This window comes from Porphyromonas sp. C0041D3, from assembly GCF_056590575.1.
In genome coordinates this window covers 196,484-222,581 of the sequence record NZ_JBWPWJ010000001.1, presented here as the reverse complement: position 1 = coordinate 222,581, position 26,098 = coordinate 196,484, and the positions used below count along the sequence as shown (strand labels likewise).

Here is a 26,098-nt window from a genome sequence, read left to right as displayed (position 1 = left end):
TCCCAGATGAAGTGGTCCTATCCCTTTCTCACCTCAGTTGGTCGGACCTTTGTCTGCTTTTCCCCGACTGTTACGAAAATCATTTGTAGCGCTAAGAAAAGTGCACTGCGCCTTAATAAGGACCATCTGGTCCCTTGCCAAAAAGAGGGGCTGTCCATACAGCCTTGCGTGGACAGTCCCTCTCTCGGAGATATGTGGGGAGGATTTACTCTCCCTTGATGGTATTGATGCCGAGGAGCTTGAAGAGGTTGACGATCACGATCGGGACAAACATCAGCCCAAGGACTATCAGGAAGTGCTTCGGATCGGGCATCTCGAGGTGGAAGATGTCGTTGACGCCCGGGATGAAGACCACCGCCGCCATCATCAGTGTGGAGACGAGCAGTGCCCAGAAGAGCGGCATGTTCTTAAAGGGTGAGGTGTGCCAGCTCGGTAACGTGCTGGAGTGGAGGTTGCGGATGTTGAGCATTTGAGCCATACAGATGACGATGAAGGCCATCGTCTGTCCTAGCTCGACTCCGCCATCACTCCTTCCGATCAGGTAGCCGACAAGGGCCAGTAGCCCGATGATCAGTCCCTGGTAGCACATTCGCCAGATGAAGCCGCGTGTGAAGAAGCCCTTCTCGCTATCGATCGGAGGGCGCTTCATGATCCCCTCTGCCGGGGGATCGAGACTGATGGCGAGAGCGGGCAGGCTGTCAGTGACGAGATTGACCCAGAGGAGATGGATCGGAAGTAGCGGATTACCGAGGTTGAAGATCGTGGCGATCAGGATCAGCATCACCTCGCCGATATTGGAGGTGAGGAGGAACTGGACCGACTTGACGATGTTGTCGTAGATGCGACGTCCCTCGCGGACTGAATTGACGATCGTAGCGAAGTTGTCGTCCGTCAGCACCACGTCGGCAGCGTCCTTGGAGACCTCAGTGCCGGTGATACCCATGGCGATACCGATGTCGGCTCGCTTCAGTGCCGGAGCGTCATTGACCCCGTCACCGGTCATGGCGACCACCTTGTCGTGCTTTTGCCACGCCTTGACGATGCGTACCTTATGCTCCGGTGCCACACGGGCGTAGACGGCACAGTGGGGGACGAGGTCGTAGAGCTCGTCGTCGCTCATCTTCTCCAGCTCGGTGCCGTTAGTTACCCGGTCGCCCTCCTCGAGGATCCCGATCTGTCGGGCGATGGCAGAGGCGGTCACCTGGTGATCACCGGTGATCATCACAGGCTTAATGCCGGCTGTGCGGCACTCGGCTACGGCGGGGATTACCTCCGGGCGAGCCGGGTCGATCATCCCCACGAGACCGACGAAGGTCAGGTCTCTCTCCACCGCCTCGGAGGTCTCCTCTGCAGGGAGTGAGTCAATGTCGGCATAGGCGACAGCAAGTACCCGTAGCGCCTCCTCCGCCATGTGGACATTGGCTGAGCGGATCTCCTCCGCCACCTCATCGGTCAGCGGGACACGCTCGCCCGAGCGGAGGTAGTGGCTGCAGCGGGAGAGTACCTCATCGGTACCGCCCTTGACATTGGTGCGGAGCTCTTTCCCCTCCATGGCGTTGATGGTGGACATCATCTTTCGCTCGGAGTCAAAGGGGACCTCGGCGCGGCGCGGGTGCTTCGCCTCGAGATCGTTTTTGCTCATCCCGTCCCGATGATTGGCGAGCTCGAGGAAGGCGATCTCCGTTGGGTCACCGCTGTAGGGACTCTCCGCATCGGGGTCATCAGACTGGTGCGCCTCGTTGGCGAGCGATCCCACCTCGAGGAGCATACTCAGGCTCTCCTCGGTCGCCTCCGACAACTCCTCTGTCTCGTCTATGGCGATCATCTCGTCACCGGGTAGCCAGGCGTGGGTGATGGTCATCTTATTCTGCGTCAGGGTGCCGGTCTTATCGGAGCAGATGATGGAGGTACTACCGAGAGTCTCGACGGAGGGCAGGGTACGGACGATGGCATTGTGCTTCACGAGTCGCTGCACGCCCATAGCGAGGACGAGCGTCGCCACCACCTGCAGTCCCTCTGGGATGGCGGCCACGCCGAGGGAGACTGCCATGAGGAGCATGTCGAGGATGTGCTGACCATAGAGGACGCCGAGGATAAAGATCAGTACGCAGATGCCGAGGGCGAGGAAGCCGAGGACCTTGCCGAGCTGATTGAGCCGCTTCTGGAGTGGCATCTCTTGCTGCTCAGTCTCAGAGAGCATCTCGGCGATGTGTCCCACCTCGGTCTCCATACCGGTCGCCACGGCGATACCCTTACCGCGGCCATAGGTGACGAGTCCGGTGGAGAAGGCGATATTGGAGCGATCACCGATGGGCAAGTCAGGGTCAGCCTGCAGTGGGTCGGCACTTTTGTCGCTGGAGACCGACTCCCCGGTGAGAGCCGCCTCCTGGATCTTGAGATTGACGCAGTCGGTCAGCCGTATGTCAGCGGGCACGATGTCGCCCACATCGAGCACCACCACGTCTCCCGGGACGATCTCCTCAGAGCTTATCTCAGTGATGTTGCCGCCGCGGATTACCTTGCTGTGGGGGGCACTCATGCGGTTGAGCGAGTCGAGGGAGACCATCGCCTTATGCTCCTGGATCGTGCCGATGACCGCATTGACGATCAGTATGGCGAGGATGATGAAGCTGTCGGTGAAGTTATTCGTCTTGTCGACAATAGCGATCACGGCCGTGACGATGGCGGCGAGGATCAGGACGAGCACGAGGGTGTCCTTAAATTGGCTCAGGAATATCTTCCAGAGCGGGGTCCGCTTCTTCTCCCTCAGCTTATTGTGTCCGTACTTCTCCAGTCTCCGCCGCACCTCCTCCGGGGAGAGTCCCTGCTCTGTCGAGGTGTCGAGATCCTTCGCCACCTCGTCTTCGGTCATACCGTAGTATATCTTTTCGCTCATAGTATCCTAAGTGATGGATGAATGCTCAGCAAAGGTACCCAAACCCCTCAGTTTACACTATTTTTAGTATAAAAAAAGAGGAGCCCCATCCGCGGATGAGGCTCCTCGTAGGTATCGCCGGTCAGCGCCTTGCCACGGGGAAGAGGCAGATCTCCTGACTATAGCTGCCGTAGGGCAGGCGCCACCGCTCCGGAGGGATGGATCCCCAGGAGTCAATGCCCCCGAGGCCGAGATGCTCTGCATCGATATGGAGGAAGACCCTATCCTTACTCGGGATCAGCTGCTCGGAGTGGTGCTGTGCCTTCTCGGGGAAGTCCTCCAGCTGCGTGGTGCTGTAGGGCAGGGCGGAGGCGTAGAAGTCCTTGCCCGACACAAAGCCCAGCCCCTCGCCCCGCTCATTGACGACAGACCAGTAGCGGAGATCGCTGTGGAGACCGCTCTCCTGAGGTCTGTCGTAGGAGAAGTAGGCGTCGCTGACGGCGAGGTCGTACCAGCCGATGAAGGCATTGGCCTTACGATCGGGGTAGGTCTCGATCGGACCCCTACCGTAGTAGTGGATCTGGCTGTAGGCGACAGGCATCTCCATCTGTAGACCGAAGCGGAAGATCTCCGGCATATCCTTCTCGCTGCTGCGGGGATCGAGCTTCTGAGAAACGTAGACCTTTCCGTCTACATCGATCGTGTACTCCATCGTCAGGTCGCACTGTACGCCCGGCAGGTCGTACTTCGTCACCACATGGCCGCGACCGCTCAGCACCTCAGCGCTGATCGAGGAAAGCTTCATCTCCGGATCTCTCCACGCCTGCCACTTCCGCTGGAGACCGGCACCCTCGTCATTGTCCGTGGGGGCGCGGTAAAAGGATGGCTTCAGGGCAGACCCCTCTGCTAGATACTCACTGTCTCCCATACTGTAGCCGGTGAGGAAGCCGCTCTTCTTATCAAAGGTGACGACGCAGTCGTGATTGACCAAGAAGTAGATCGTCTGATCCGAGCTGTCCTCCATAGTCACATAGCCATACTGACCGAGTGGGAGCATCCGCTCGGTATGCTCTGCAAGCGTGAGCTGATTGCGCGCCACGAGGTGGTCGGCGGGGATGAGTGGCTGAACCTCCAGTGTGCGGTACTCGACATTGAGGAAGACATCCTTGCCGGTGGCATCGATGGACGGGAGCTCGATCTCCAGTCGCTCTGTCTCACCGGGCCTGACGGCAGGGCAGGCCATAGAGCGGGACTGCACTTCCTGCCCGTCTACAGTGATGGCGTAATTGAGGGACAGGTAGTCAAGCGGACGGAAGTCATTGTCATTCTTGATCAGGAGTGTGACACGCCCGAGAGAGAGTCCTCCCTCCATTGTGGTAAGGACCGGCTGGTAGGCGTACTTTGCCTCCACCGCATTGGGCTTAGGCATGCGGGTGCAGTCGAAGAGTCCGTTGTCGCAGAAGTTGTTGTCGCTCGGGTCGTAGTCGTTCCAGTCGCCACCATAGCCTCTGACGGTGGTGCCATCCGGCTTCTGCATATACTGCGCTTGGTCAACAAAGTCCCAGATAAAGCCGCCCTGCAGGACCGGATAGGTATGGAAGAGATCCATATAGTCGGTCATGCACCCTTGGCTATTCCCCATAGCGTGAGCGTACTCCACGAGGATGTAGGGCTTGGTAGGATGGCTCTGTGCATACTCCACGAGCTCACTCGGACGACGGTACATATTCCCATAGATATCGGTATTGGGACCATCAATGGCACGCTCGAGTATGATCGGGCGACTGGTGTCGAGCTTCTTGATTGCAGATCGGGCAACGGTGAAGTTTTGCCCATCTCCGGCCTCATTGGCCATCGACCACATGATGATCGAGGGGTGGATGCCTCTTGAGGCGACGTGACGGACGTTTCGCTCCACGTGCGGGACCACCCACTCCGGCTGCTTGGCGAGAGACTCCGCTCCATAGCCCATGCCATGGGACTCAAGGTTAGCCTCGGCACAGACGTAGAGTCCATACACATCGCAGAGCTTGTAGAAGTAGGGGTCATTGGGGTAGTGGCATGTGCGGATGGCATTCATATTGAATTGCTTGGCCAGCTTCACGTCCTCCAGCATACGCTCGCGCGACACGATGCATCCGGTATTGGGGTCGGTGTCGTGGCGATTGGCACCCTTGATGAGGACTGGCTTGCCATTTACCTTGAGCAGAGTGTCCTCGATCTTAATGTTGCGGAAACCGATGTCGAAGCGAGACACCTCGGAGAGCTCTCCGTCGACGAAGCTCTTGATCTCAAGCTTGTAGAGGTTGGGGGTCTCGGCGGTCCAGGCTGCGACACTAGGGATAATGGCCCGGATCGTATTGACGCTGAAGCCCGGCAGCGAGCGCTCCCAGACCCTCTGCCCGAGGGCGTCGGTGAGAGAAAGCTCGTACCTGGGAGAGCCTACAGACTTGAGCCGGAGAGCCAGCAGTCCGTCCTTGTAGTCATTGATCAGGTCCTGTGTGATCGTAATATCTGCCAAGTGGGACTTAGGACGGGCGTACAGATAGACGTCGCGGTGAAATCCCGTGTGGCGAAACATATCCTGATCCTCGAGGTAGGTGCCATCGCACCAGCGGAAGACGCGGAAGGCGATCGTATTCGTCTCCCCCGGCTTGATGAATGGGGTGACATCAAACTCCGCCTCCAGTCTCCCATCCTCCGTGTAGCCCACGAAGTCGCCATTCACCCATACATAAGCGCAGGAGCTGACCGCCCCGATGTAGAGTGTGATGTCCTCGCCACTCCAGTCAGCCGGCACGACGATCTCACGGCGGTAGGAGCCGACGATATTGTCCTTGTAGGGCACCGGCTCCTTGGCGAGAGGTTGATTCTTGAAGTGCCCGCGCCAAGGGTAGCCGACATTGAGGTACATCGGGTCGCAGACACCATTTTTCTCCCACAGTCCCGGGATGGGCATCGTCCGCCAGTCTCTGTCATCAAAGCCCGGCTTCATGAAGTCGGTGGGGTACCCCTTGACATCCCTTGTGGCGACAAACTTCCACTCGCCCTCGAGCGACAGGGTGCGGCTGGAGCGTAGCGGGTCGTCCACCCTCGCCTCCTGCTCCGAGGCGTAGGGGAAGAAGCGTGCCCTCATCGGTAGGCGATTGATCTCATTGACAGCCGGATCCTGCCACTCCATAAAGGTCTGTGCACCTGCTCCGATGCTGAGGAGAGCACTTATGGCGACACCTAATATCTTTGACTTCATAAGGTTGAATGCTAAGGTGGTACTCAATTCTGTCCCTACAGACCTTTTTTCCAAGGTCCTCGGTTAGCAAATATAACTCTATTAACTGACATTTTTGAGTAATAACAGCCCTGAGGATGGACTTAATTCGGCTAAGTGGGTGGGCTATGTGGGAGAGACAAAAAGGAGAGAGCTGACACTAATGTCAGCTCTCTCCTTGCCTGTGGCTCGCTCGGGGCTCGAACCCGAGACCCCAACATTAAAAGTGTTGTGCTCTACCAACTGAGCTAGCGAACCAGTGGATGAAAACATCCGTAGACGTCGCAAAGGTAGCAAAAAATTGCCCACGTGCCAAGATTCTATCCTTGCCCTCTTGCCCCTTTTTCAGTACCTTTGCGCCAACATCAGACTGGAGTATGGTGTAATGGTAGCACTACAGGTTTTGGTTCTGTCTGTCGAGGTTCGAATCCCCGTACTCCAACTCTCCGTTGCACGAGAGCACTTCGGTCAGCCCGAGGTGCTCTCTTTTTTTAGTGCAGATTTTAGGCAGTGTAAGTGTCTCCGGCTCAACCCTTGGTCTAATACCGATATTAGGGAATTCTTTTACCGGTATTAGTCAACACTAATATCGGTAAAAGAATTATCCCAGAGGGATAGTAGCATTTTCTGACCTTCCCGGGTTTGTTCTACAGTATACACAGGCTGTGGCAACGCATATGATTGGTACAGAAGCTATTCATCTCATCGTGAAGAGAGGGGAACGAAGCACCCCTTGTGGGTGCCCACTTCCTAGCCCCGAAGACCCGTGGACCAGGTGTCGCAAGCAATCCCTCGACCCCGTCAGGGTGTCGCACTATCAACCTTGACCGCGGAATGCGACGCCCAGAGGGGGGCGCCGGGAAAGGGGATTTCTGCTCGGCGACCCGCAAGGGGTCGAGGGGATCAAGGCTGGTATCGGCACATCGGTTACCGCTTCGCGGATGACCGATGCCTATGGAGCGAGCACCCTTCGGGTGCCTCACGGATGAGCCCACTTCGGTACTTGATTAACCTAATGCTCAAATGCGTCAGCCCTGAGTATGCAGGCTGCGGGCTTAGACTTTTGAGCTAAATATCGTACCTTTGCACGGTCAATGAGTGGCGAGGTCACTCTCTGGCTGAGTAGCTCAGTTGGATAGAGCAACAGCCTTCTAAGCTGTGGGTCTTGGGTTCGAATCCCAACTCAGTCACGCCTTGAAGCCACGCCGGGATCGCCCTCCCGGTGTGGCTTTGTTGTACCTTGACCTCTCAGTGAGTCTCTAAATACTTCCTCCGTATCCTTTGTTCAAACCACTATCTCGCATTTGATCGCTGGATGAGACGGCTACAATCAAGGCGAGGAGCAAGCTGTTAAGCTTTAGGCTCACGTCCGAGAGACTCTGGACGCCACTGTGTCTGGTCTAATCCCCTGAGGATCGTCTCCTTCGAGTCTGAGGTAAGGACTATCATTTCTTTGGTCTCTTAATGTTCAATATCTCTTTATTATTGTTACATTTGGTCTCCGATAGAAGCTATAAAAGTAACTGATCACCCTTTATTTCTTTTGCTATCACAGATACAAAGGCAGGAAATGCCTAAGTACAATGCAAGGAAATTGCTTGAAAAGTAGGCCTTTTAACACTGGGAGGCATATGGAAGCGAGTGAGGTTTTACTCCAGATCCTTGGTTATCTAGGTGAAAGAAGGTTGAGCCTCTCTGTCGAAGTGGTGTTGATGTGTCTCAATCGTATGTGATCAAATCAAACCACCCAAGTATAATGTGAGAACTATGCAATCACCAAAACAATACAGCAATGGACTTTAAAGACAGCGTAAATCAGATCTCTGAACGGATCGAAAAGCTAAAAGACAGCCTCCACACCGAGGAGGCTACCAAAAACGCTCTTATCATGCCCTTTATACAGGCACTTGGGTATGACGTTTTTAATCCTCTTGAGGTGGTGCCGGAGTTTACCTGCGACATCGGCACCAAGAAAGGTGAGAAGATCGACTACGCTATCATGATGAATGATAAGCCGGTGATCCTCATTGAGTGTAAGCACTGGGAGCAGGACCTTAACCTCTACGACAATCAGCTGATCCGCTACTTCAATATCTCAGATGCCAAGTTTGGTGTCATCACGAATGGCATACTCTACCGCTTTTACACAGACATTGATGAGGCTAACAAAATGGATAAGAAGCCATTTTTGGAGGTCAATATGCTAGATCTGAAGGAGGCCCAAATCGAGGAGCTTAAGAAGTTCCACAAGTCCTACTTTGACGTGGACAGTATCCTCACCACGGCGAGCGATCTCAAGTACCTAATGGCACTTAAAAATATCATTGCTGAAGAGTTCTCGGCTCCAAGTCCCGAGTTTGTTAAGTTCCTCGGCAAGCAGGTCTGTGACAAGTCATTTACTCAAAACGTCCTGGATCAATTTACTGACTTGACCAAGCGAGCGATTTCCTCTCACCTCAATGATTTGATCTCTGGGAGACTTAAGGCAGCCATAAAAGATTCCGAGGCACCTTCTCCGCAACCAGAAAAAGGCGAAGAGCCCGAGTGTGATGATGGTATCGTAACTACAGATGAGGAGCTTGCCGGCTATAATATTATCCGTGCAATCCTCGGGCGCATTATGGACATCGACCGAATAACATACAAGGATACGGCGAGTTACTTTGCCGTGACTATAGACGGCAAGACGACCAAGACGGTTTGCCGCTTGCGCTTTAACTACCGAGACATTCGACGGCTGAGTATTAATCACTACCCAGACCCTGAGGAGAATATTGATCTCACGGATGGGAAAATATCCGAACTCTATAAGTACGAAGATAAGATCTTGGACGCTGCCAAGAAGTATATCGAGAATGAGTAACATCAATAGTAACTCAGCTAGCACTTAATAGATAAGCATTTTATAAGCGAGGGAAACAGCCTATTGGACTGTGGGTCTTGGGTTCGAATCCCAACTCAGTCACGCCCTGAAGCCACGCCGGGATCCGCTCCCGGCGTGGCTTTGTCGTACCTGTGCCGCCCCTCTCCGGCAGATAGCGATCAAGAAGAGCGACCCCCCTTGCAAAGGGGGGTCGCTCTTCTTGATTATCGACTTGGTCTAAGGCTTAGAAGAAGTTGTATCTGTTGTCAGAGATCTTAGCCTTGGAGATGACCGTCTGGAGTGCAGTTGCGCGGATCATACCCTGCAGTGAGCGCTCGAGTGAGGTCTTGATCGTCGCGGCATCGCTCGCCTGTGCATCAGCCTCACGGGAGAGGACATTGACGAGGTAGACGCCATTGAGACCCTTCACGGGGGTAGCGGTATTCAGCGCAGCGACAGCAGCGGCAGCGTTGATGCCCGGCTCTACGCCGAGACCCTCAAGTCTGGTGGTGCTGTACTTGACGAAGCTGAGTGAGTCGATCGATGAGCCGATGGCACTTGCGTAAGCCTCGAGCGAAGAGTGGTCAGCGCTCATCATCTGATCGTAGAGGAGGTCTGCCTTCTTCTGATTGGCGAGGAGTGCAGAAATCTGATCCTTCACCACCTCGATGGGCATAAAGCCCTCGCCGAACTTTTTACCGACGCGGGTGACGACGTACTTCTCGTCAGCCTCCTTGATCGGGGAGATCGTACCCTCCTTATTCTGCATAGTCCAGGTGACGATGTCACGACTGTTGCTGATGCCGGGGGCAATAGAGGGCTGCGAGGAGGAGATCAGCTGATCCTTGAGTACCTGGTAGCCGGCGTTGAGAGCCTCTTGGGTGAGGTCCTTGTCTTTGCTTGAGGTGAGGAAGGAGCTGAGGTTATTGTAGATCTGGGTCTGCGTCTCCGTGGAGGCGGTCACCTCCTTGGCAGCAAGGGCGACCTTAAACTTATCTACCACAGGCTTTGCCTCAGAGACGAGGATGATGTGCCGACCGTACTTGGAGGTAAAGGAGAAGGGGACACCCACCTGGGCGGAGTAGATGGCCTCAGCAAAGTCCTTACCGATGTAATTGGTTGCCATAGCCTCGGTGAGCCAACCGATCTGACCGCCCTGAGCAGAGGAGTTGCGGTCGAGGGAGTAGGTCCGTGCAGCCGTGGCGAAGGTCGCGGGAGCAGCCTGCAGTGTAGCGAGGAGACTATCAGCATTCACCTCGGGGGCATTGGGCGTACCGGCGGGAGGGAGTACGATGTGACTCACGAGCAGGGACTCGGGTGCCTGCTTGCGGCTGATGATCTTGGCGACGAGGTAATTCTTGTCCTGCGGGATGATCTCACTGACGGAGCCGGTCTCGGCAGTGGTGATGAAGTTGGCGATCTCCGTAGGCATAGAGGGGGTATTGATGTCCTCAGCGGTGATGTAGGTGTCAGCGTAGGGCACATCGCTGTAGTCGGAGAGCACGAGAGCGGGATCCTTACCGGCGATCAGCTCCTCGCGAGCGGATCGGATGTCCTCCTCGGCGGCCTTGTAGTCGGCCTCAGAGGGGTCGATGGAGGCGTAGATGACGTCCACGTGCGCTCCGGCATCGGTGCGGAAGTAGTCCTTGTGCGCATTGTAGTAGTCCTTGATCTCCGCATCGGCTACCGTGACAGCAGAGTCAGGCAGAGCGATCGTGCGACGACCGACGTAGGTGAGGTTCTGGACCGTCTTATTGTACTCGGTCTCGCGAGCCACCTCGAGCTTATTAGCTACGATAGCCTTGGAGAGGAGACCGAGGTACTTCTCCTGGAGCCGGAGGTCTCTTACCTGGGTCTCAGTCTCAGCCCACATGCTCCGCATCTGGTCGATCTGCGACTGCTGCTCGGGGCTGTAATTCTCCTTGGTATTGAGTTGCTTAAGGAACGTAAGAAGCTGTGCTCTATTGAACTCTCCTGTATTGGGATCCGTGAATTGCTGACGGATGATGGGCGAGATGTTTTGACCCTGGATGAGGTCAAAGGTCTCTGCAGGAGTGATGCTCAGACCGATCTTGCCAGCCTCGTCATGGAGCACCATATTGGAGACGATGGTGCCGAAGATCTGATTATTGAGCTGTACGGTCTGGTCGGAGTTGAGGGACTGACCCTGAGCGCGCATCTGCTCATTCATAGCATTGACATGCTGCTGGTAGTCCTCGATGCGGACCTTATTGCCATTGACAGAGAAGGCTGTCATCTTGCTGTCTCTCCACAGGGCACTCCCTCCGGTGACCAAGTCTCCCAGGATGAAAGCGACCATGCCGAGACCTACTGCGGCGATAAGGCATCCGGCTTTGCTTCTTAGTTTCTCTAATGTTGCCATTGTTTCGGTTGTAAGCGTACAAGTACGATCTAATATCGTGCGAAGGTACCACGTTTTTGACACTTAGGCAAATGTAAAACCAGAAGGCATCCATAGTATTGTGCTAGGATTTCGATCAGTCGGTCTTGTCAAGATGGGGGCATGTCGGTACATTTGCACATCTGATAAACCTAACAACGAGACCCTATGGGCAAGATTATACGGATAGTCTCGGCTTCGCTATTAGCCACCACGACCGGGACAGTTGGCTTCAATTGGTCGAAGTGGATCACGCCGCTTGTAGAGCCTGAGTATGTGCTCTCGGACAGTGTGCAGCGTGTGCAACTGACCCCCGGGGAGGATGGTCTCCGGGAGCGGGTCGTCTCTTGGGTGTCGGGGGCGGATCGCAGCGGTGATAGCCTTCGCCTCTTCTCTGGGGATAGTCTCCTCTTCCAGAGCGGACCCTTTCATAATGAGATAAGGACGCACGGCGGAGTGACACACGTGCAGAGTGTGACTATCCCCTCACTGGTGGCGGGGAGGTACCCCTACACGATCACCTCTGGTGATGGGGTGGAGGCCTATCGGGACACGCTCGTCATCCCGTCGGACAGCCTTCAGACCTTTGTGCTTATCGGTGATGTGCAGGACACTTGGGGGGATGATACGCGACCGCTGATGGACAGCTTGTATAGGGCGCACCCCGGTGCGGCGGCGTGGATCCAGGTGGGAGACCTGATTGAGCGCCCTCATGATCAGTACTGGAGACGGTACTACGATGCCTTTGCCTCTGTGGCACCGCGCATCCCTCTGATCACCGTGATCGGAGATCATGAGAATGAGGCGGGGCTGATGTACGATGTGGATGATCGGTGGGAGTATGTCCTTGACTACCCCGACAATGGTCCCGAGGAGAGGGTGGGGCACGCCTACTATATTGACTATCCCGATATGCGGGTGGTCTGCTACGACTCCAACTCCCTCTTCTGGTCCATCGGCACTCAGCGTCCGTGGCTGGAGCGGGTGCTGAGGGAGCGGAAGGATCAGCCCTTCCTCGTTGTCTGTGCTCATCATCCGGTTTACTCCGGGACGAAGAACCGATTTAACCCTCTGAATAATAGTCTCCTCGGTCCTCTATTTCGCCGATGCGGGGTGGACCTTGTGCTGGCAGGACACGACCATATCTTTGCCCACGACCGGGATGCCGATGGCGGCGGACCTCACTACATAGGGCTAAGCACGGCGCACAAGACCTACTCGGTGCAGGAGCCGGAGCGACACATTGCCTCGGAGAGTGGAGCGCGGTACTACGGCATCATGACTGTCACCCAGAAGGTGCTGAGGGTAGCGGTCTATCGGGAGGGTGGGACCCTGCTGGACTCCCTTAGCGTCAGTCGGAAAGGGCGTCGCTAAGCCCTCTCATCTCATTTTGCTACCTTTGTATAGTCGCAAGACTATCAAAGCGAAGCCGAATATTTTATGATACAAGATAGTGACTCTCACACTAAGTGTCCGTCGGTGGCGGGCAATAGTGGTAAGTTGGATACATACGATTACTTCTACGACGTACCGGAGTCCTTGGACGACCACCCGTACGTGGAGGTACAATTCAAGAACACCCGCAAGGAGTTTTTCCTCAATAATCTTCACCTTTCTCTCACCAAGGGCGATATGGTGGCTGTCGAGGCCTCTCCCGGTCACGATATAGGGCGGGTCTCGCTCACCGGCCGACTGGTGGATCTCCAGATGCGTAAGCTTGGGGTCACGATGCCGGAGCAGCCCAAGACCATCTATCGCATAGCTCGTCCGCTAGACCTGCAGAAGTACGAGGAGAGCAAGGCGAAAGAGCACGAGACGATGATCGGCAGCCGTCAGATCGCGAAGAGGCTGGGGCTGGATATGAAGATCGGGGATGTGGAGTATCAGGGTGATGGGCAGAAGGCGATCTTCTACTACATCGCTGATCACAGGGTGGACTTCCGGCAGCTGATCAGAGAGCTGGCAGACGCCTTCCACATACGTGTGGAGATGAGACAGATCGGTGCTCGTCAGGAGGCGGGACGGATCGGTGGTATTGGTCCCTGCGGACGACAGCTCTGCTGCTCGGGGTGGATGACCAGCTTCCACTCTGTCAGTACCAATGTGGCCCGCCAACAAGATATTGCTATCAATCCTCAGAAGCTGGCGGGTCAGTGTGCCAAGCTAAAGTGCTGCCTCAATTATGAGAGAGACACCTATGCGGAGGCTCAGAGCTCGCTGCCACCGAGAGATGTGCGGCTGGAGTGTCAGCGTGGTGTCTATGCGTTTCTCAAGGCGGATACCCTTGCGGGACAGGTCTCCTATATCTCCACCGGGGATGCCCCGTCCAAGCAGCGCGAGGTGGTGACGATCAGCAAGGAGCGAGCCCTCGAGGTGATTGACCAAAATCGTGCCGGCATACAACCGGTATCGCTCGTCTCAGACTCTGAGGAGGAGCAGCTCTCCGGACTGAGTCGGGTAAGTGACATACTGTCGGAGGAGAGCCTCTCCCGCTTCGACAAGTCCCGAGACGACTCACGTCCCAAGCGGTCGCGTAATGGTCGGAATAGGAGGCGCCCTCAGGGTGGCTCGTCCGGGCGGTCCAAGGGGACAAGACAGCCGCGGGGTGAGGCTCGCAAGTAGACTCTTTCGTAGTGACAAAGGTGCTATGAAGCGGCTCAGTCGGTATGGTCTCTTTGTCGCCTCTCTGCTGGTGGTGCTGCTCTTGCATGCATGCCAGCGGAGGGTGCAGCCGATCTACTCTTACTATCAGTCGCTGGAGGGGGCAGAGTGGGCTATCGATGATGAGCTTTTCTACACCTTTTCTGCCCCTCCCGGTGAGCGCTATCTGGTAGAGGGTGTGGTGCGGGTGACTCCCGACTTCGCCTTACGCCAGATACCCCTCGGCGTAGTCTTGGAGACCCCGGATCACCACTTCGAGGAGTCTAAGGTAATGCTACCCATCACGCCGGCGAAGCTCCGGACGACCGGCTACATCGTGAGGGAGTACCCCTTTGCGATCATATCAGACTTCCGACCGGATACCTCGAGCTTCTATACCATCAGTCTCCGACCACTTCTGAGGGACTCTGTCATCCGAGGGGTGATCGAGGTGGGGGTCACTGTGACACCGAGCCGATAATATAGCTATCTTTGCGCTTGACCTTTTTTACTTCTATAGTCACCATGAGAAAATCGACCAACAATAAGCCCTACGACCCCTCCACAGCGGTCCTCCTCATCTATACGGGCGGGACGATCGGCATGACCGAGGATCCTAATACCGGTGCGCTGAAGGCGATAGACTTTGCCTACATAGAGGAGCATGTCCCGGAGGTGAATAACTTCTCCTTCCATATCGATACCTACTCCTTCGATCAGGTTATTGACTCCAGCGAGATGGGGCCGACGCACTGGCGGGAGATGGCGCTGACTATTCGGGAGAATTATGACAAGTACAGCGGCTTCGTGATACTCCACGGGACGGACACTATGGCTTACACCGCCTCCATGCTCAGCTTTATGCTGGAGGGGCTCTGCAAGCCGGTCCTGCTGACCGGGTCGCAGCTGCCTATCGGTAAGGTGCGGACGGATGGCAAGGAGAATCTGCTCACGTCGATCGAGATTGCTGCGGCAAAGGATCCGATGGGAAATCCCCTCGTGAGGGAGGTGTGCATCTACTTCGACAACCGACTCCTGAGAGGAAACCGATGCACGAAGGTGAGCTCAGATCAGTTTAAGGCTTTTGACTCTCCCAATTATCCCTGTCTCGCACATGCGGGCATCGACATCCACTATCATCCTGAGGTGCTGATGCGGAGTGACTTTGGGGAGGGCGACCTGCGGCTTCACTTGGATCTTGATCCCAATATACTCGTCCTCTCGCTCTTCCCGGGACTGCCGGAGAGCATGGTGGCGTCAGCCTTTGAGACCCCGGGGCTCAAGGCTGTGGTCTTTAGGACCTTCGGTAGCGGTAATGCCCCGGCATCGGAGCATTTCCTCGAGATCCTTAAGGAGACCACGTCTCAGGGGATCATCATCGTCAATATCTCGCAGTGCTTTGTCGGAAAGGTGAAGATGGAGCGCTATGCGACAGGTGTCACCCTCCTCGGTGCCGGCGTGCTGAGCGGTCACGACATGACCGTAGAGGCCGCTCTCGCCAAGCTGATGCATCTGCTGGGCAGCGGCAAGTCCTCTGACGAGGTGAAGCGGCTGATGGGGGTCAATCTCAGGGGAGAGATGACCGTGTGAGACGATAGTACATGTTTGCATCCTCCCTCTTTCCCGATCAGACCAGAGATCACGAGGCCTTTTACTTCCGAAGCCTGAGCAGTGGTAGCTGTGGCAATGCCTCTCTTCTCTCCTGTGGCGACACAATGATTATGATCGATGCGGGGCTGGGGATCCGCACGCTTAAGAAGAGCTTTAAGGAGCTGGAGATCGATCCCAAGCAGCTCGCGGCTATCTTTGTCACGCACGACCACGCTGATCATATCCGGGGTTTAGAGTCCTTTGCCGTGGACTTCTCCATACCGGTCTATGCCTCCCCGCTGGTCTATAAGGCACTTCACCACGCCACCTACCTGCATGGTGGACTGATGAACCACTTGGCTCTCATGGAGCTGGGTCAGCCACTCACGCTGGGTGCCATGGAGATCTCCTCCTTTGAGGTGCCGCACGATGCGACGCAGAATGTTGGGTATCGGATCACCGGACCACGCGGCTGCTTTACCCTGATAACAGATGTGGGTGAAGTGACTGTGGAGGTGGAGGCAGCTATTAGGGGAGCAAATTACCTCGTGATCGAGAGTAACTACGACGAGGAGATGTTGCGGAGAGGTCCCTATCCGATGATGCTCAAGAGGCGGATCCTCAGCAGTCACGGGCACCTCAGCAATGGCGAGGCAGCCTGCACGGTGACGAGAAACTACCACCCCGACCTACGTTTCCTCGCTCTATGTCACCTCAGTGGGCAAAATAACAATCCCTCAGTGGCGCGAGACTCTATGAGCAACGCACTCAGCGCAATCGGAGTCCGCCCCGGGCTGGATCTGCAGCTCGAAGTGCTGCAACGTCGGGTGATCTCACCGCTTTATAAGCTGTGCTGATCAGTCGCTGTAGGCTGCTAGCTCCTCAGCGCACTTCTCCCACTCCTTCATCGCTTTCTTCAGCCTGTAGTCTACCTCCTCGTACTGATTGAGCAGGTCCGGAGTGGCCTGTATCGTCAGCCTGTCCTCTAAGGACGTCTTCTCTGTCTCGAGCTGATCAACCGCCTCCTCAGCCTTGGCAAGGGCTTTCTCTAAGCGCGAGATCTGTCGCTGCTGCTCCCGCTGCTGCTCATAGTCTTCGCGTCCTCCTCCCTTGGGCACTTTCTTCTCTCCTTCGCCCTCCTTTGCTGTCGACTGATTGATCTCTGTATTGCGGTCGTGGAGCTTCCGCAGGTACTCCTCCATACCACCAAGATGGTTGATGACCTTCCCGTCCTCAAATTCGATCACCTTGTCCACCAGTCCCTCCAAGAAGTCACGGTCGTGGCTCACGATCAGCACCGTGCCGTCGTAATTGGCTATCGCCTCCTTCAGCACTCCCTTAGAGGCTATGTCGAGGTGGTTGGTCGGCTCATCAAGGATGAGGAAGTTGGAGGGGGAGAGAAGGAGCTTGATCATCGCGAGGCGCCCCTTCTCCCCGCCACTCAGCACCTTCACCTTCTTGTCGGCTGTCTCGCCTCCAAACATAAAGGCTCCCAGTATGTCGTTGATCCTCGAGCGAATATCCCCCACGGCCACATCGTCGATGGTGTCGTGGATCGTCTTCTCCGGATCAAGCATGGAGGATTCGTTCTGGGCAAAGTAGGAGGTGATCACCTGATGGCCGATCTTGATCGACCCCTCACTGGGGATCTCTCCCAGCACGGCCCTCACGAAGGTAGTCTTACCCGAGCCGTTTCGCCCCACGAGAGCAATCTTATCGCCCCGCTCGATCGTCAGGTCAATGCCGTCGAGGACGTACCTCTTGCCGTCGTAGGTGACTCTCATATCCTTGGTGATAAGCGGGTAGGCACCGGAGGGGATGCTCATGGGGAAGCGGAAGTGGATCGTCTTGCGGTCGATCTCGTCGATCTCTATCGGGTCGATCTTCTCCAGCGCCTTGATCCGGGACTGCACCTGGGTCGACTTCGTCGGCTTATACCTAAAGCGCTCGATGAAGTCCTCGGTCTCCTTGATCATCTTCTGCTGATTCTCGTAGGCTCTCTTCTGTTGCTCGAAGCGCTCCTCCCGCAGCTCCTCATAGTGGGAGTAATTGACCTTAAAGTCATACGCCTTCCCCATCGAGATCTCCACGGTGCGGGTGGTGGCGTTGTCGAGGAATCGCCGGTCATGCGAGACCATGATCACGGCTGCGGGTGAGGCGGTCAGGAAGTCCTCCAGCCAGACGATCGACTCCATGTCGAGGTGGTTGGTCGGCTCGTCGAGCAAGAGCAGGTCTGGCCTCCCGAGCAGGATCTTTGCCAGCTCTATCCTCATGCGCCACCCTCCGGAGAATTCCCTCGTCGGCCGATCGAAGTCCTTCTGCTCGAAGCCCAGTCCCTTCAGAGTCTTCTCGATCTCCGCCTCCATCCGCGACGTGTCGTAGATAGAGAGCAGCTCCGTCGCATTGGCGAGCTGCTGGATCAGCTCCATATACTCCTCCGTGTCGTAGTCGGTGCGGGTAGCCACCTCCTCAGTCAGCCGGTCCACCGTCGCCTTTAGCTCCAGCTCCTTGGAGAAAGCCTTGCGGGCCTCCTCGCGGACGGTTCGCTCATCATTGAGCATCATATACTGTGGCAGGTACCCAATCTCAGCCCCCTTGGCTAAGGCGACAGACCCATCCGTCGGAGCGTTGAGCCCCGCAATGATATTGAGAAGGGTGGTCTTCCCGGCACCATTACGTCCGGCGAGCGCTATCCGCTCCCCGGCATTGACCTGTAGATTGATATCTGAGAAGAGTACGGTGGCGCCAAAGGAGACGCCGACGTGACTTAGCGTGAGCATGGTGTGATATTAGGTGGTGATGATCGTGGAAGACGAGTAGATGCTCAGTGCCTCTGATCGGATGTGTCCCATGGCGGAGGCAACGGCGCTGTAGGCGCTATTCGGCGTGGTGAGGATCTTAGTTGTCTGGGAGAGCGCGAGCAGGTCCCCATAGATCTCGATCAGTCCGTCTACTGACGTCCCGTCCGACATAGAGGAGGGGGCGATGATCCTCGAGCTGTAGAGCGTCTGGAGCCGCTCCCGCTCATTGTGAGAGGTGGTGGTGACGAAGAAGGAGGTGCCGGGATCGGCGACTACGATCTCATGCATCCGCTTGATGAAGAGCTCTATCGGGCTGTCCTGCATCGATACGGCGGAGTCGCGGTCTATGTGGATCCCGACGATATTGTTGTGCCACGAGGAGAGGCGAGAGTTGCGCACGTTGATCACCTCGATATTGGGAAGTAGTGGACTGTACATATCTCGCGAGCGAGTCAGCTCCATCCCAGTCTCGATGAATAGCCGGTGGTGTCTCCGGCGGAATATCAGCTCCAGCTGCTCCGGCGCATGCGCCTGCAGCTCCTTGATCTTGTCGTCTGTCAGCACGCTGTCGAAGGAGACCATCAGATAGGGTGCCGAGAGCCAGACATTCCCCTTGTCGGGATAGCGGTTGCTGATCCAGTCGGTCCACTTCGCCTCTCGGATCGTGATCTCCTCCCTCCTCATCTGAGGGTCGAGGGTAAAAAGTCGATTGGACGGAGCCATAAAGTCATCGGTCTCAAACCAGATGATCTCCAGTGGTCGGCAGTACTTCCGCGCCAGGGCAATGGTCGAGGCCACGGCACGAAGCCGCTCTCCCAGCCCACCGATCGGTACAAGCGTGATCTTTCCTGATGGGTCAGGGGTGAGCTGATCTGCTCTCTCTTGGTCAGTCTTTGTGGATGTATTCATAGGTGCTTGAGACGCTTGAGATAACAATTGCGACAGAGGGGTTCGTATTCCGCTTTTGCCCCGACGAGTACCTGCTTCTGGTCGGAGACCAGGCGGTAGGAGTATAGGGCGGGGGCACCACAGGAAACGCAGATGGCGTGTACCTTGAGGACCCGATCGGCGACCGCCATCAGGCGTGGCATGCAGCCAAAGGGCTTCCGCTCGTAGTCCATATCCAGTCCCGATACAACCACCCTGATGCCGCTATCGGCCATCTGTAGGCAAATATCTACTAAGGAAGTGTCAAAGAACTGCCCCTCATCGATCCCCACCACCTGAGCATCCGAGCTCAGGAGAAGGATCGTCTCCGGGCGTGCCACAGCGGTAGCCTCGAGCGTATTGCGATCGTGGCTGACCACGTCCCCCTGTGAGTAGCGAGTATCTATCAGGGGCTTAAATACCTGCACCCGCTGGCGTGCGATCACTGCCCTCCTGAGACGGCGCATGAGCTCCTCTGTCTTGCCGGAAAACATCGACCCCACGATCACCTCGATGCTTCCTCGGGCGGGGAAGCCATTATTGGGTCGCTCGTAGAGCCCCTCGTGCATCCGCTCGTCCAGCTCGTCCTCGTCCATCACTCTTCCTTTTCCCTCCAGTCGCCGCACTCCTTGATGAGGTCGACCAGGTGATTGACCGCCTCGTCCTGCGGGATACCGCGCCGCACCCGCTCCTTGCCGTGGTAGAGGTCGACCCGTCCGGGTGTCGACCCCACGTAGCCGTAGTCTGCGTCTGCCATCTCCCCGGGACCATTCACGATACAGCCCATCACACCTATCTTAAGTCCCTTGAGGTGCGAGGTGGCAGCCTTCACCCTTGCGACCGTCTCCTGGAGGTCAAAGAGCGTGCGACCACAGCCGGGGCAGGAGATAAATTCAGTCTTAGAGATCCGTCTTCGGCTTGCCTGTAGCAGTCCAAAGGCGAGCCGAACAGCCTCTCTGCCGCTCAGGTGCGGACCCGAGACGTAGAGGCCCTCTCCCTGCCCGCGCAGAAGGGCTGAGCCAAGCGCATAGCCGAGCCTGACCGCCGCCTCGTCGGCCCGCCCCTCAGCGGAGATGCCTATTATATATGGTGTGGTCATCACCTCATCCAGTGCCCTCAGCATAGCGGGCGCATCGGGGTGGGTGATCCGGATGATCAGATGTCCCCCCTCCGGGAGGTCGGGGATCTCCCCGCGGAGTGCCTCCCCGTCAGTGACCGTCACTAAGCGGGGATCAGAGCGTACCAAGTCGGGACAGCAGTCTCTCTCATAGGTGTCGACCTCCCCGATGACCAAGGGCGTACTCGATGGTCTCACGGGGTGGGGGGTGACAGATGACGAGTCGAGCGAAATGGGCTCAGCCTCGGCGGCCTGCTCCACGCACTCGACCAAGATCCTTGCCGGCTTGATCTCCTGCTCCGGTGGCTCGCTCAGTGACACGCGGATGGTGTCGCCCAGCCCCTCACTCAGCAGGGCACCGATGCCGACGGCGCTCTTGATGCGACCGTCCTCGGCATCCCCCGCCTCGGTCACGCCGAGGTGGAGCGGGTAGTGCATGTCCCTCCTCTCCATCTCGCTCACCAGCAGGCGCACCGCCTCCGTCATCAGCACGGTATTGGAGGACTTGAGCGAGATCACGACGTCGTCGAAGCTCTTCCGCCGGCACACCTCGAGGAACTCCATGCAGCTCTCCACCATCCCCGGCGCCGTGTCCCCGTACCGAGACATGATCCGGTCGGATAGTGACCCGTGATTGACCCCTATCCGGATCGCCGTGCCGTACGAGCGGCAGTGGTCGAGGAAGTCGGCAAACTTACTCTGTAGCTCCTCCAGCTCGTGCGCATACTCAGCGTCGGTGTACTCCACCCGCTCGAAGACGCGCGCCGGGTCGTAGAAGTTGCCGGGATTGATCCGCACCTTCTCCACATGCTTGGCAGCCTCGTAGGCGGCCTTGGGGTTGAAGTGCACATCAGCAACCAGCGGGATCTGGCTCTCAGACTCCCGGAGCCGGTCGTGTATCAGACCTATCGCCCTCGCCTCCCTCACGCCCTGTGTCGTGAAGCGAACCAATTCTCCTCCCGCCTCGGCGATGCGCTTCGCCTGCGCTACGCTCGCTTCAAGGTCGTTGGTGTCCACATTGGCCATCGACTGGATCACGATCGGGTACCCCCCTCCGATGATGAGGTGGGCGCCGACGTGCACCGCGGTGGTGGGGCGTCTCCGGTATTTGATAAGTCTCTCTGTCATGGCTCTCTGCTCTTTTGACGCAAAGTTACCACATTTACCGCAGGGTCCGACCATAGTCGGGTCAGCAAACGCATCAAGAGCCTGTAGAAACCGGCTGCTTCTAATATCGGGTTTAGAGAAATCTATTACCGGTAAAAGAGAATCCTAATATCGGTATTAGTCGCGGCTAATATCGGTATTAGAAATAGGCCTCCTCCACCGGGCAAAAAAATACGCCCTAAGCGAAAGCTTAGAGCGTCAAAAACCAAAACTTACAATCTATGAAAACTAATCATCAATCTTACCTAAACGAGTGCGGCTGAAGGGACTCGAACCCTTACGGATTTCTCCACCAGATCCTAAGTCTGGCGCGGCTACCAATTACGCCACAGCCGCTAATTGTCCGTGGCTCCCCCAAGTCTATCTGCTACTCGCAGGAGAGACCCTTTTCCCAAAGAATCATCCTCCTTTCTTCTTTTCGAGTGCAAAGATACTATTTTTCCACTAATGTGCAAGCGGGGAAACTAAATAATTTTATTCTTCCCCCCTGGTTGACCCTGCGCTAATGTCCTACAGCTTTAGCTCCTCCGGTCCCTCACGCACAATGGAGTAGGGCTCCGATGTGCAGTCGATGATCGCCGACTCCTGCAGACTGCCGATGCCGCCATCCACCACATGCTCAACCTTGTCGCCCCAGAGCTCGTTGATCAGCTCGGGATTGAAGTCGTAGGCGATGTCCTCCAGCTGCTGCGGCAGCTCCGGGAGAGAGAAGCCGGTGAGCGGAGAACCACTGTAGCGTATCAGTGAGAGGACCAGCTCGTGACGTGGGATGCGGATGCCCACCTCCTTACGACCCTTATAGATACGGGGTAGGGCGCTGCTCGTGGGGAGGATAAAGGTGAAGGGTCCGGGGGTATTCTGCTTCATCATCCGGAACATCTCGTTGTCCAGCTTGGCATACTCGCTCGCCTGCGAGAGGTCCTGACACATGATCGTAAAGTGGCTCTGCTCCGGATCCACCCCCTTGATGTCAGCGAGCTGACCGAGAGCCGATATGCTGAGGGCATTGCAGCAGATACTGTAGGCGGTGTCGGTCGGGATGATCAGCAGCTTGTCCGCCTGCAGTGACTGCGAGAGTTGCTTCAGCAGGACGGGCGAGGGTGTGCCATTGGTGTAGTATTTCAGTAACATATCATTGTCCTATTAGGAAGATTGCCGGTCTCTTGTGCCAGCTGCTCTCTCGTGAGAGCACTTGTCGCCACTCGGAGATGGTCATCCGGTGGATCTCCTCCTGGTCCGTGGTGAGGTCCACTGCCATACAGAGTGAGAGGTCGCTCGGCAGGAGCTCCACCAGCTCCCTCAGCAATCGGTCGTTTCGGTAGGGTGCCTCGATGAATATCTGCGTCTCACCGAACCGACGGACCCGAGCGGCAGCCTCGCCTAAGGCCTGACGTCGCTCCTTGCCATCAAAGGGGAGATAGCCGTGGAAGGCAAAGGACTGACCGCTGAAGCCTGATGCCATCAGCGACAGGATGATAGAGGATGGCCCGACCAGCGGGACGACGTCAAAGCCGGCCTTGTGGCAGTCGGCGACGACGATGCTCCCGGGGTCGGCGACGCAGGGACAGCCTGCCTCGCTCATAAAGCCCACGTCCACGCCCTCACCGAGGAGTGTCATCACCCTCTCCCTCGGGTAGCTGTACCCCTTGTGCTTATCAACCTCGAGTAGGAGCAGGTCGTCCAAGTCCTTCTCTGGGCAGAGCGAGCGGATGCAGCGCCGAGCCGTCCGGGCACTCTCCACCACGAAGTGGCTCAGCCGGGAGACCAGCTCGACATTTAGCGCGGGTGCGTACCGAGAGGTGGGGCTATCGCCCAGCGAGACCGGTATCAGGTATAGCTTCCCTTTCATATCGTCAGAAGTCTAAGAGCCGATTTTGCTCCCGTACCTCGCGGATCGAATTGCGCTCCTGGAAGTGCCACCACTCCTTGCGGATCGGTCTCAGTCCCACACGGTCCATGAGGTGGAAGAGGTATTGCCTATTCTTCATCGCCTCTCTCGTGATGAGTCCCTGCTTGACCAAAGCCGCTTCATTATTGATGTGGGCACGTATGCCGAAGTGGTCGACCGGGCTGCCCATGTCAAGTGGCTGACCGGACTCCCTGTCGTAGAGGCTCATATCGACAGCGACCCCGTAATTATGCCGCCCGCCACCCCGCTTACTGACCGGTGCGACGTAGACCTTGCTCGGGGTGTCCTTGACGAGATTCCACATCCGCTGCTGGACTGAGAGAGGTCGCGCTGCATCGTAGATGATGATCGAGTAGCGGTCGCCCCTCTCCTCCCGCAGTATCTGCTGGGCTCTCGCAATCTTGGCTGCAAAGTCGGGGGTCAGATAGGCGGTGGCGAAGTCTCCGTAGACATCCGCCTGCATGAAGTTGTCGCTCCGAGAGTACATAAGGTCTACCATGATGGTGGAGTCCACCTCGGAAATGTCGACTAGTCCGTAGGCGCGCATCTTAACATCTATCGAGCTCTGAGCCAGCCCCTCTGTCACAGAGAGGGCGAGCACTAGACCGACAAGGTAGAGGTGGCACCGACGGATCACGCTCATCGCCATTAGCTATTCATCGATGCGAGGAACTCGACATTATCCACCGTGCCACGGATCTGCTTTAGGACAAACTCCATCGCCTCCTGAGTATTCATATCGGCGAGCTGACGGCGGAGGATCCACATACGGCGGCGCGTATCCTCGCTCTGTAGCAGGTCATCGCGACGAGTGCCGGAGGCATTGAGATCGATGGACGGGAAGATGCGCTTGTCGGAGAGCTTGCGGTCGAGCTGCAGCTCCATATTGCCGGTACCCTTGAATTCCTCAAAGATCACCTCGTCCATCTTGGATCCCGTATCGATCAGTGCGGTGGCAAGGATCGTCAGCGAGCCACCGTGCTCGATATTGCGAGCCGCACCGAAGAAACGCTTAGGCTTCTGGAGCGCATTGGCATCGACACCACCGGAGAGTACCTTACCGGAGGCGGGCTGGACTGTATTGTAGGCGCGTGCGAGGCGGGTGATGGAGTCGAGGAGGATCACCACATCGTGTCCGCACTCGACCAAGCGCTTTGCCTTCTGAAGCACCAGCTCGGAGATCTTGACATGCTCCTCTGCCGGCTCGTCAAAGGTGGAGGCAATCACCTCTGCATCCACATTGCGACGCATATCGGTCACCTCCTCCGGTCGCTCATCGATCAGGAGGACGATCATATATACCTCGGGGTGGTTGTAGGCAATGGCATTGGCCACATCCTTGAGCAACATCGTCTTACCTGTCTTGGGCTGAGCGACGATCAGACCGCGCTGACCCTTACCGATCGGGGAGAAGAGGTCAAAGATGCGAGTCGCCGTCCGGTCGTAGACGTGAGCCGAGCTGGGTACCTCGAGCTTGAATTTCTCTGTCGGGAAGACGGGGAGTAGGTGGTCAAAGGGGACCCTGTCGCGTACCACCTTGGGGTCGCAGCCATTGAGGCGGATCAGCTTCTTCATGGGGAAGAACTTATCCTGGCTCTTCGGGGCGGAGATGACCGCCTCTACCACGTCTCCTGTCTTGAGACCATAGTTCTTGATCTGGCTCTGTGACACGTAGACATCGTCCGGAGAGGAGAGGTAATTGTAGTCTGCAGAGCGGATGAATCCATAGCCGTCAGGCAGCACCTCAAGCACTCCGGTGGCGGTAAGTGCGTCACCGAAGTCGTACGATCCCTGGCTGACGGGGCGCTTCGGGCCCTGGTTGCTCGGCAGACTTTTCATAGACTCCTCTCTGTTCTCCTGTTCCTTAGGCGCCTCCTCAGAGGGCTGCTCGTGCTTTGCCGGAGTGGACTCCTTGTGGGGCTCGCTCTTCTTAGGCTCTGAGGGCTTACTGCTCTGCTGAGAGGGTCGAGGGTTGGGGGTGAGCATGCCCATCAGGTCATCGAGGACGGTGTCTGTGGCATTCTTATTCACAAAGACCGTCTTCTTCTCCGTGGGAGTTTCCTTGGCCTCCTTTTCGTTGGCTGACCTCGAGTCTTCCTTCTTCGGCTGACTATTCTTCTCCTTGTCTTTGTCCTTGTCCTTATCCTTGGCGCTCTCGCTCTCCTGCTTGCTCTCTGCCTGGTTTTTGCGAGGGCGTCCGCGCTTCTTCTGGGTAGCGGGCTTGTCCTCCTTCTTCGTCTCCTTAGCGGGGTCGCCCTCCTCCGACTTCTTGTCTTTGCCGGTGGAGCGATTGTTTGCCGTGCTTCGGGTGCGCTTGTTGTTGCTCTGGCGAGGAGTGGTCGAGTCGGTCTGACCCTTGGTCTTGGTGGCTACGTGGACCGCCTGGGCATCGAGTATGCCGTAGATGATCTCGCGTGCCTCGGTGTCCGGGCTGGTTTTTACCTTAAGATCAGCAGCCACTTTATTGAGGTCTTCTCTGCTTAGCTTGGAGAGCTCAGTGATGGTGTACATATAAATGGATTGGAATTAGTCTTTCTGTC

General features: G+C 56.7%; 17 protein-coding genes and 4 tRNA genes. 8 read left to right on the top strand and 13 right to left on the bottom strand.

What is annotated here, in order from left to right; translation table 11 throughout:
* Window positions 1–205: 205 nt before the first annotated feature.
* From AC1EKE_RS00930 to AC1EKE_RS00920, 3 genes are all read right to left on the bottom strand, one after another.
* The gene (locus AC1EKE_RS00930; protein ID WP_480307604.1) at window positions 206–2,896 is read right to left on the bottom strand and encodes a calcium-translocating P-type ATPase, PMCA-type; all 2,691 of its coding nucleotides are present in this window, start codon (window positions 2,894–2,896) and stop codon (window positions 206–208) included.
* Window positions 2,897–3,017: 121 nt separating this feature from the next.
* Window positions 3,018–6,125 carry a glycoside hydrolase family 2 TIM barrel-domain containing protein gene (locus AC1EKE_RS00925; protein WP_480307603.1) on the bottom strand — a complete coding sequence of 1,036 codons (3,108 nt, stop codon included), beginning with the start codon at window positions 6,123–6,125 and terminating at the stop codon, window positions 3,018–3,020.
* A gap of 203 nt (window positions 6,126–6,328) precedes the next feature.
* A tRNA-Lys gene (locus AC1EKE_RS00920) sits at window positions 6,329–6,401 on the bottom strand.
* A 113-nt stretch (window positions 6,402–6,514) separates the two neighbouring features.
* Here AC1EKE_RS00920 and AC1EKE_RS00915 point away from each other — a divergent pair.
* From AC1EKE_RS00915 to AC1EKE_RS00905, 3 genes are all read left to right on the top strand, one after another.
* Window positions 6,515–6,585 (top strand) — tRNA-Gln (locus AC1EKE_RS00915).
* 674 nt (window positions 6,586–7,259) lie between these two features.
* A tRNA-Arg gene (locus AC1EKE_RS00910) sits at window positions 7,260–7,333 on the top strand.
* Window positions 7,334–7,935: 602 nt separating this feature from the next.
* Complete coding sequence (locus AC1EKE_RS00905; RefSeq protein ID WP_480307601.1) at window positions 7,936–9,006, top strand: type I restriction endonuclease; 1,071 nt, start codon at window positions 7,936–7,938, stop codon at window positions 9,004–9,006.
* A gap of 244 nt (window positions 9,007–9,250) precedes the next feature.
* Here the strand turns inward: AC1EKE_RS00905 and AC1EKE_RS00900 are convergent, their stop codons facing one another.
* Window positions 9,251–11,389: a peptidylprolyl isomerase gene (locus AC1EKE_RS00900; RefSeq protein ID WP_480307600.1), complete on the bottom strand. Its 2,139-nt coding sequence runs from the start codon at window positions 11,387–11,389 to the stop codon at window positions 9,251–9,253.
* 186 nt (window positions 11,390–11,575) lie between these two features.
* On the opposite strand from AC1EKE_RS00900, the gene AC1EKE_RS00895 reads away from it, so the two are divergent.
* The 5 genes from AC1EKE_RS00895 (at window position 11,576) to AC1EKE_RS00875 (ending at window position 16,494) form a co-directional block, all read left to right on the top strand.
* Window positions 11,576–12,781, top strand: coding sequence for a metallophosphoesterase family protein (locus tag AC1EKE_RS00895; protein WP_480307598.1), 1,206 nt, complete (start codon window positions 11,576–11,578; stop codon window positions 12,779–12,781).
* A 66-nt stretch (window positions 12,782–12,847) separates the two neighbouring features.
* On the top strand, window positions 12,848–14,029 hold the full coding sequence (locus AC1EKE_RS00890) for a PSP1 domain-containing protein (protein ID WP_480307597.1): 1,182 nt from the start codon (window positions 12,848–12,850) through the stop codon (window positions 14,027–14,029).
* A gap of 25 nt (window positions 14,030–14,054) precedes the next feature.
* Window positions 14,055–14,528, top strand: a complete 474-nt coding sequence (locus AC1EKE_RS00885) for a gliding motility lipoprotein GldH family protein (RefSeq protein WP_480307595.1) — start codon at window positions 14,055–14,057, stop codon at window positions 14,526–14,528.
* A gap of 44 nt (window positions 14,529–14,572) precedes the next feature.
* Window positions 14,573–15,637 carry an asparaginase gene (locus tag AC1EKE_RS00880; protein ID WP_480307593.1) on the top strand — a complete coding sequence of 355 codons (1,065 nt, stop codon included), beginning with the start codon at window positions 14,573–14,575 and terminating at the stop codon, window positions 15,635–15,637.
* Between the two features lie 11 nt (window positions 15,638–15,648).
* Window positions 15,649–16,494 (top strand): MBL fold metallo-hydrolase, encoded by an 846-nt coding sequence (locus tag AC1EKE_RS00875; protein ID WP_480307591.1) that lies wholly within the window; start codon window positions 15,649–15,651, stop codon window positions 16,492–16,494.
* Here the strand turns inward: AC1EKE_RS00875 and AC1EKE_RS00870 are convergent, their stop codons facing one another.
* The 9 genes from AC1EKE_RS00870 to rho form a co-directional block, all read right to left on the bottom strand.
* The gene (locus tag AC1EKE_RS00870; RefSeq protein ID WP_480307589.1) at window positions 16,495–18,417 is read right to left on the bottom strand and encodes an ABC-F family ATP-binding cassette domain-containing protein; all 1,923 of its coding nucleotides are present in this window, start codon (window positions 18,415–18,417) and stop codon (window positions 16,495–16,497) included.
* Between the two features lie 9 nt (window positions 18,418–18,426).
* Window positions 18,427–19,347, bottom strand: a complete 921-nt coding sequence (locus tag AC1EKE_RS00865) for an O-fucosyltransferase family protein (protein ID WP_480307588.1) — start codon at window positions 19,345–19,347, stop codon at window positions 18,427–18,429.
* On the bottom strand, window positions 19,344–19,934 hold the full coding sequence (locus AC1EKE_RS00860) for a thymidine kinase (protein WP_297129604.1): 591 nt from the start codon (window positions 19,932–19,934) through the stop codon (window positions 19,344–19,346). Before AC1EKE_RS00860 ends, AC1EKE_RS00865 begins: the two co-directional genes overlap by 4 nt.
* Window positions 19,935–19,960: 26 nt before the next feature.
* Entirely contained in the window at window positions 19,961–21,610 is a 1,650-nt protein-coding gene (gene ispG / locus AC1EKE_RS00855; RefSeq protein WP_480307586.1) for a (E)-4-hydroxy-3-methylbut-2-enyl-diphosphate synthase, read from the bottom strand.
* Window positions 21,611–21,903: 293 nt separating this feature from the next.
* A tRNA-Leu gene (locus tag AC1EKE_RS00850) sits at window positions 21,904–21,985 on the bottom strand.
* 174 nt (window positions 21,986–22,159) lie between these two features.
* Complete coding sequence (locus AC1EKE_RS00845) at window positions 22,160–22,780, bottom strand: L-threonylcarbamoyladenylate synthase (protein WP_296158748.1); 621 nt, start codon at window positions 22,778–22,780, stop codon at window positions 22,160–22,162.
* 1 nt (window position 22,781) lies between these two features.
* Complete coding sequence (locus AC1EKE_RS00840) at window positions 22,782–23,498, bottom strand: SAM-dependent methyltransferase (RefSeq protein WP_296158749.1); 717 nt, start codon at window positions 23,496–23,498, stop codon at window positions 22,782–22,784.
* 4 nt (window positions 23,499–23,502) lie between these two features.
* On the bottom strand, window positions 23,503–24,201 hold the full coding sequence (locus tag AC1EKE_RS00835) for a M15 family metallopeptidase (RefSeq protein ID WP_480307584.1): 699 nt from the start codon (window positions 24,199–24,201) through the stop codon (window positions 23,503–23,505).
* Window positions 24,202–24,206: 5 nt separating this feature from the next.
* Window positions 24,207–26,069 carry a transcription termination factor Rho gene (gene rho, locus AC1EKE_RS00830; protein ID WP_480307582.1) on the bottom strand — a complete coding sequence of 621 codons (1,863 nt, stop codon included), beginning with the start codon at window positions 26,067–26,069 and terminating at the stop codon, window positions 24,207–24,209.
* Between the last annotated feature and the right edge of the window lie 29 nt (window positions 26,070–26,098).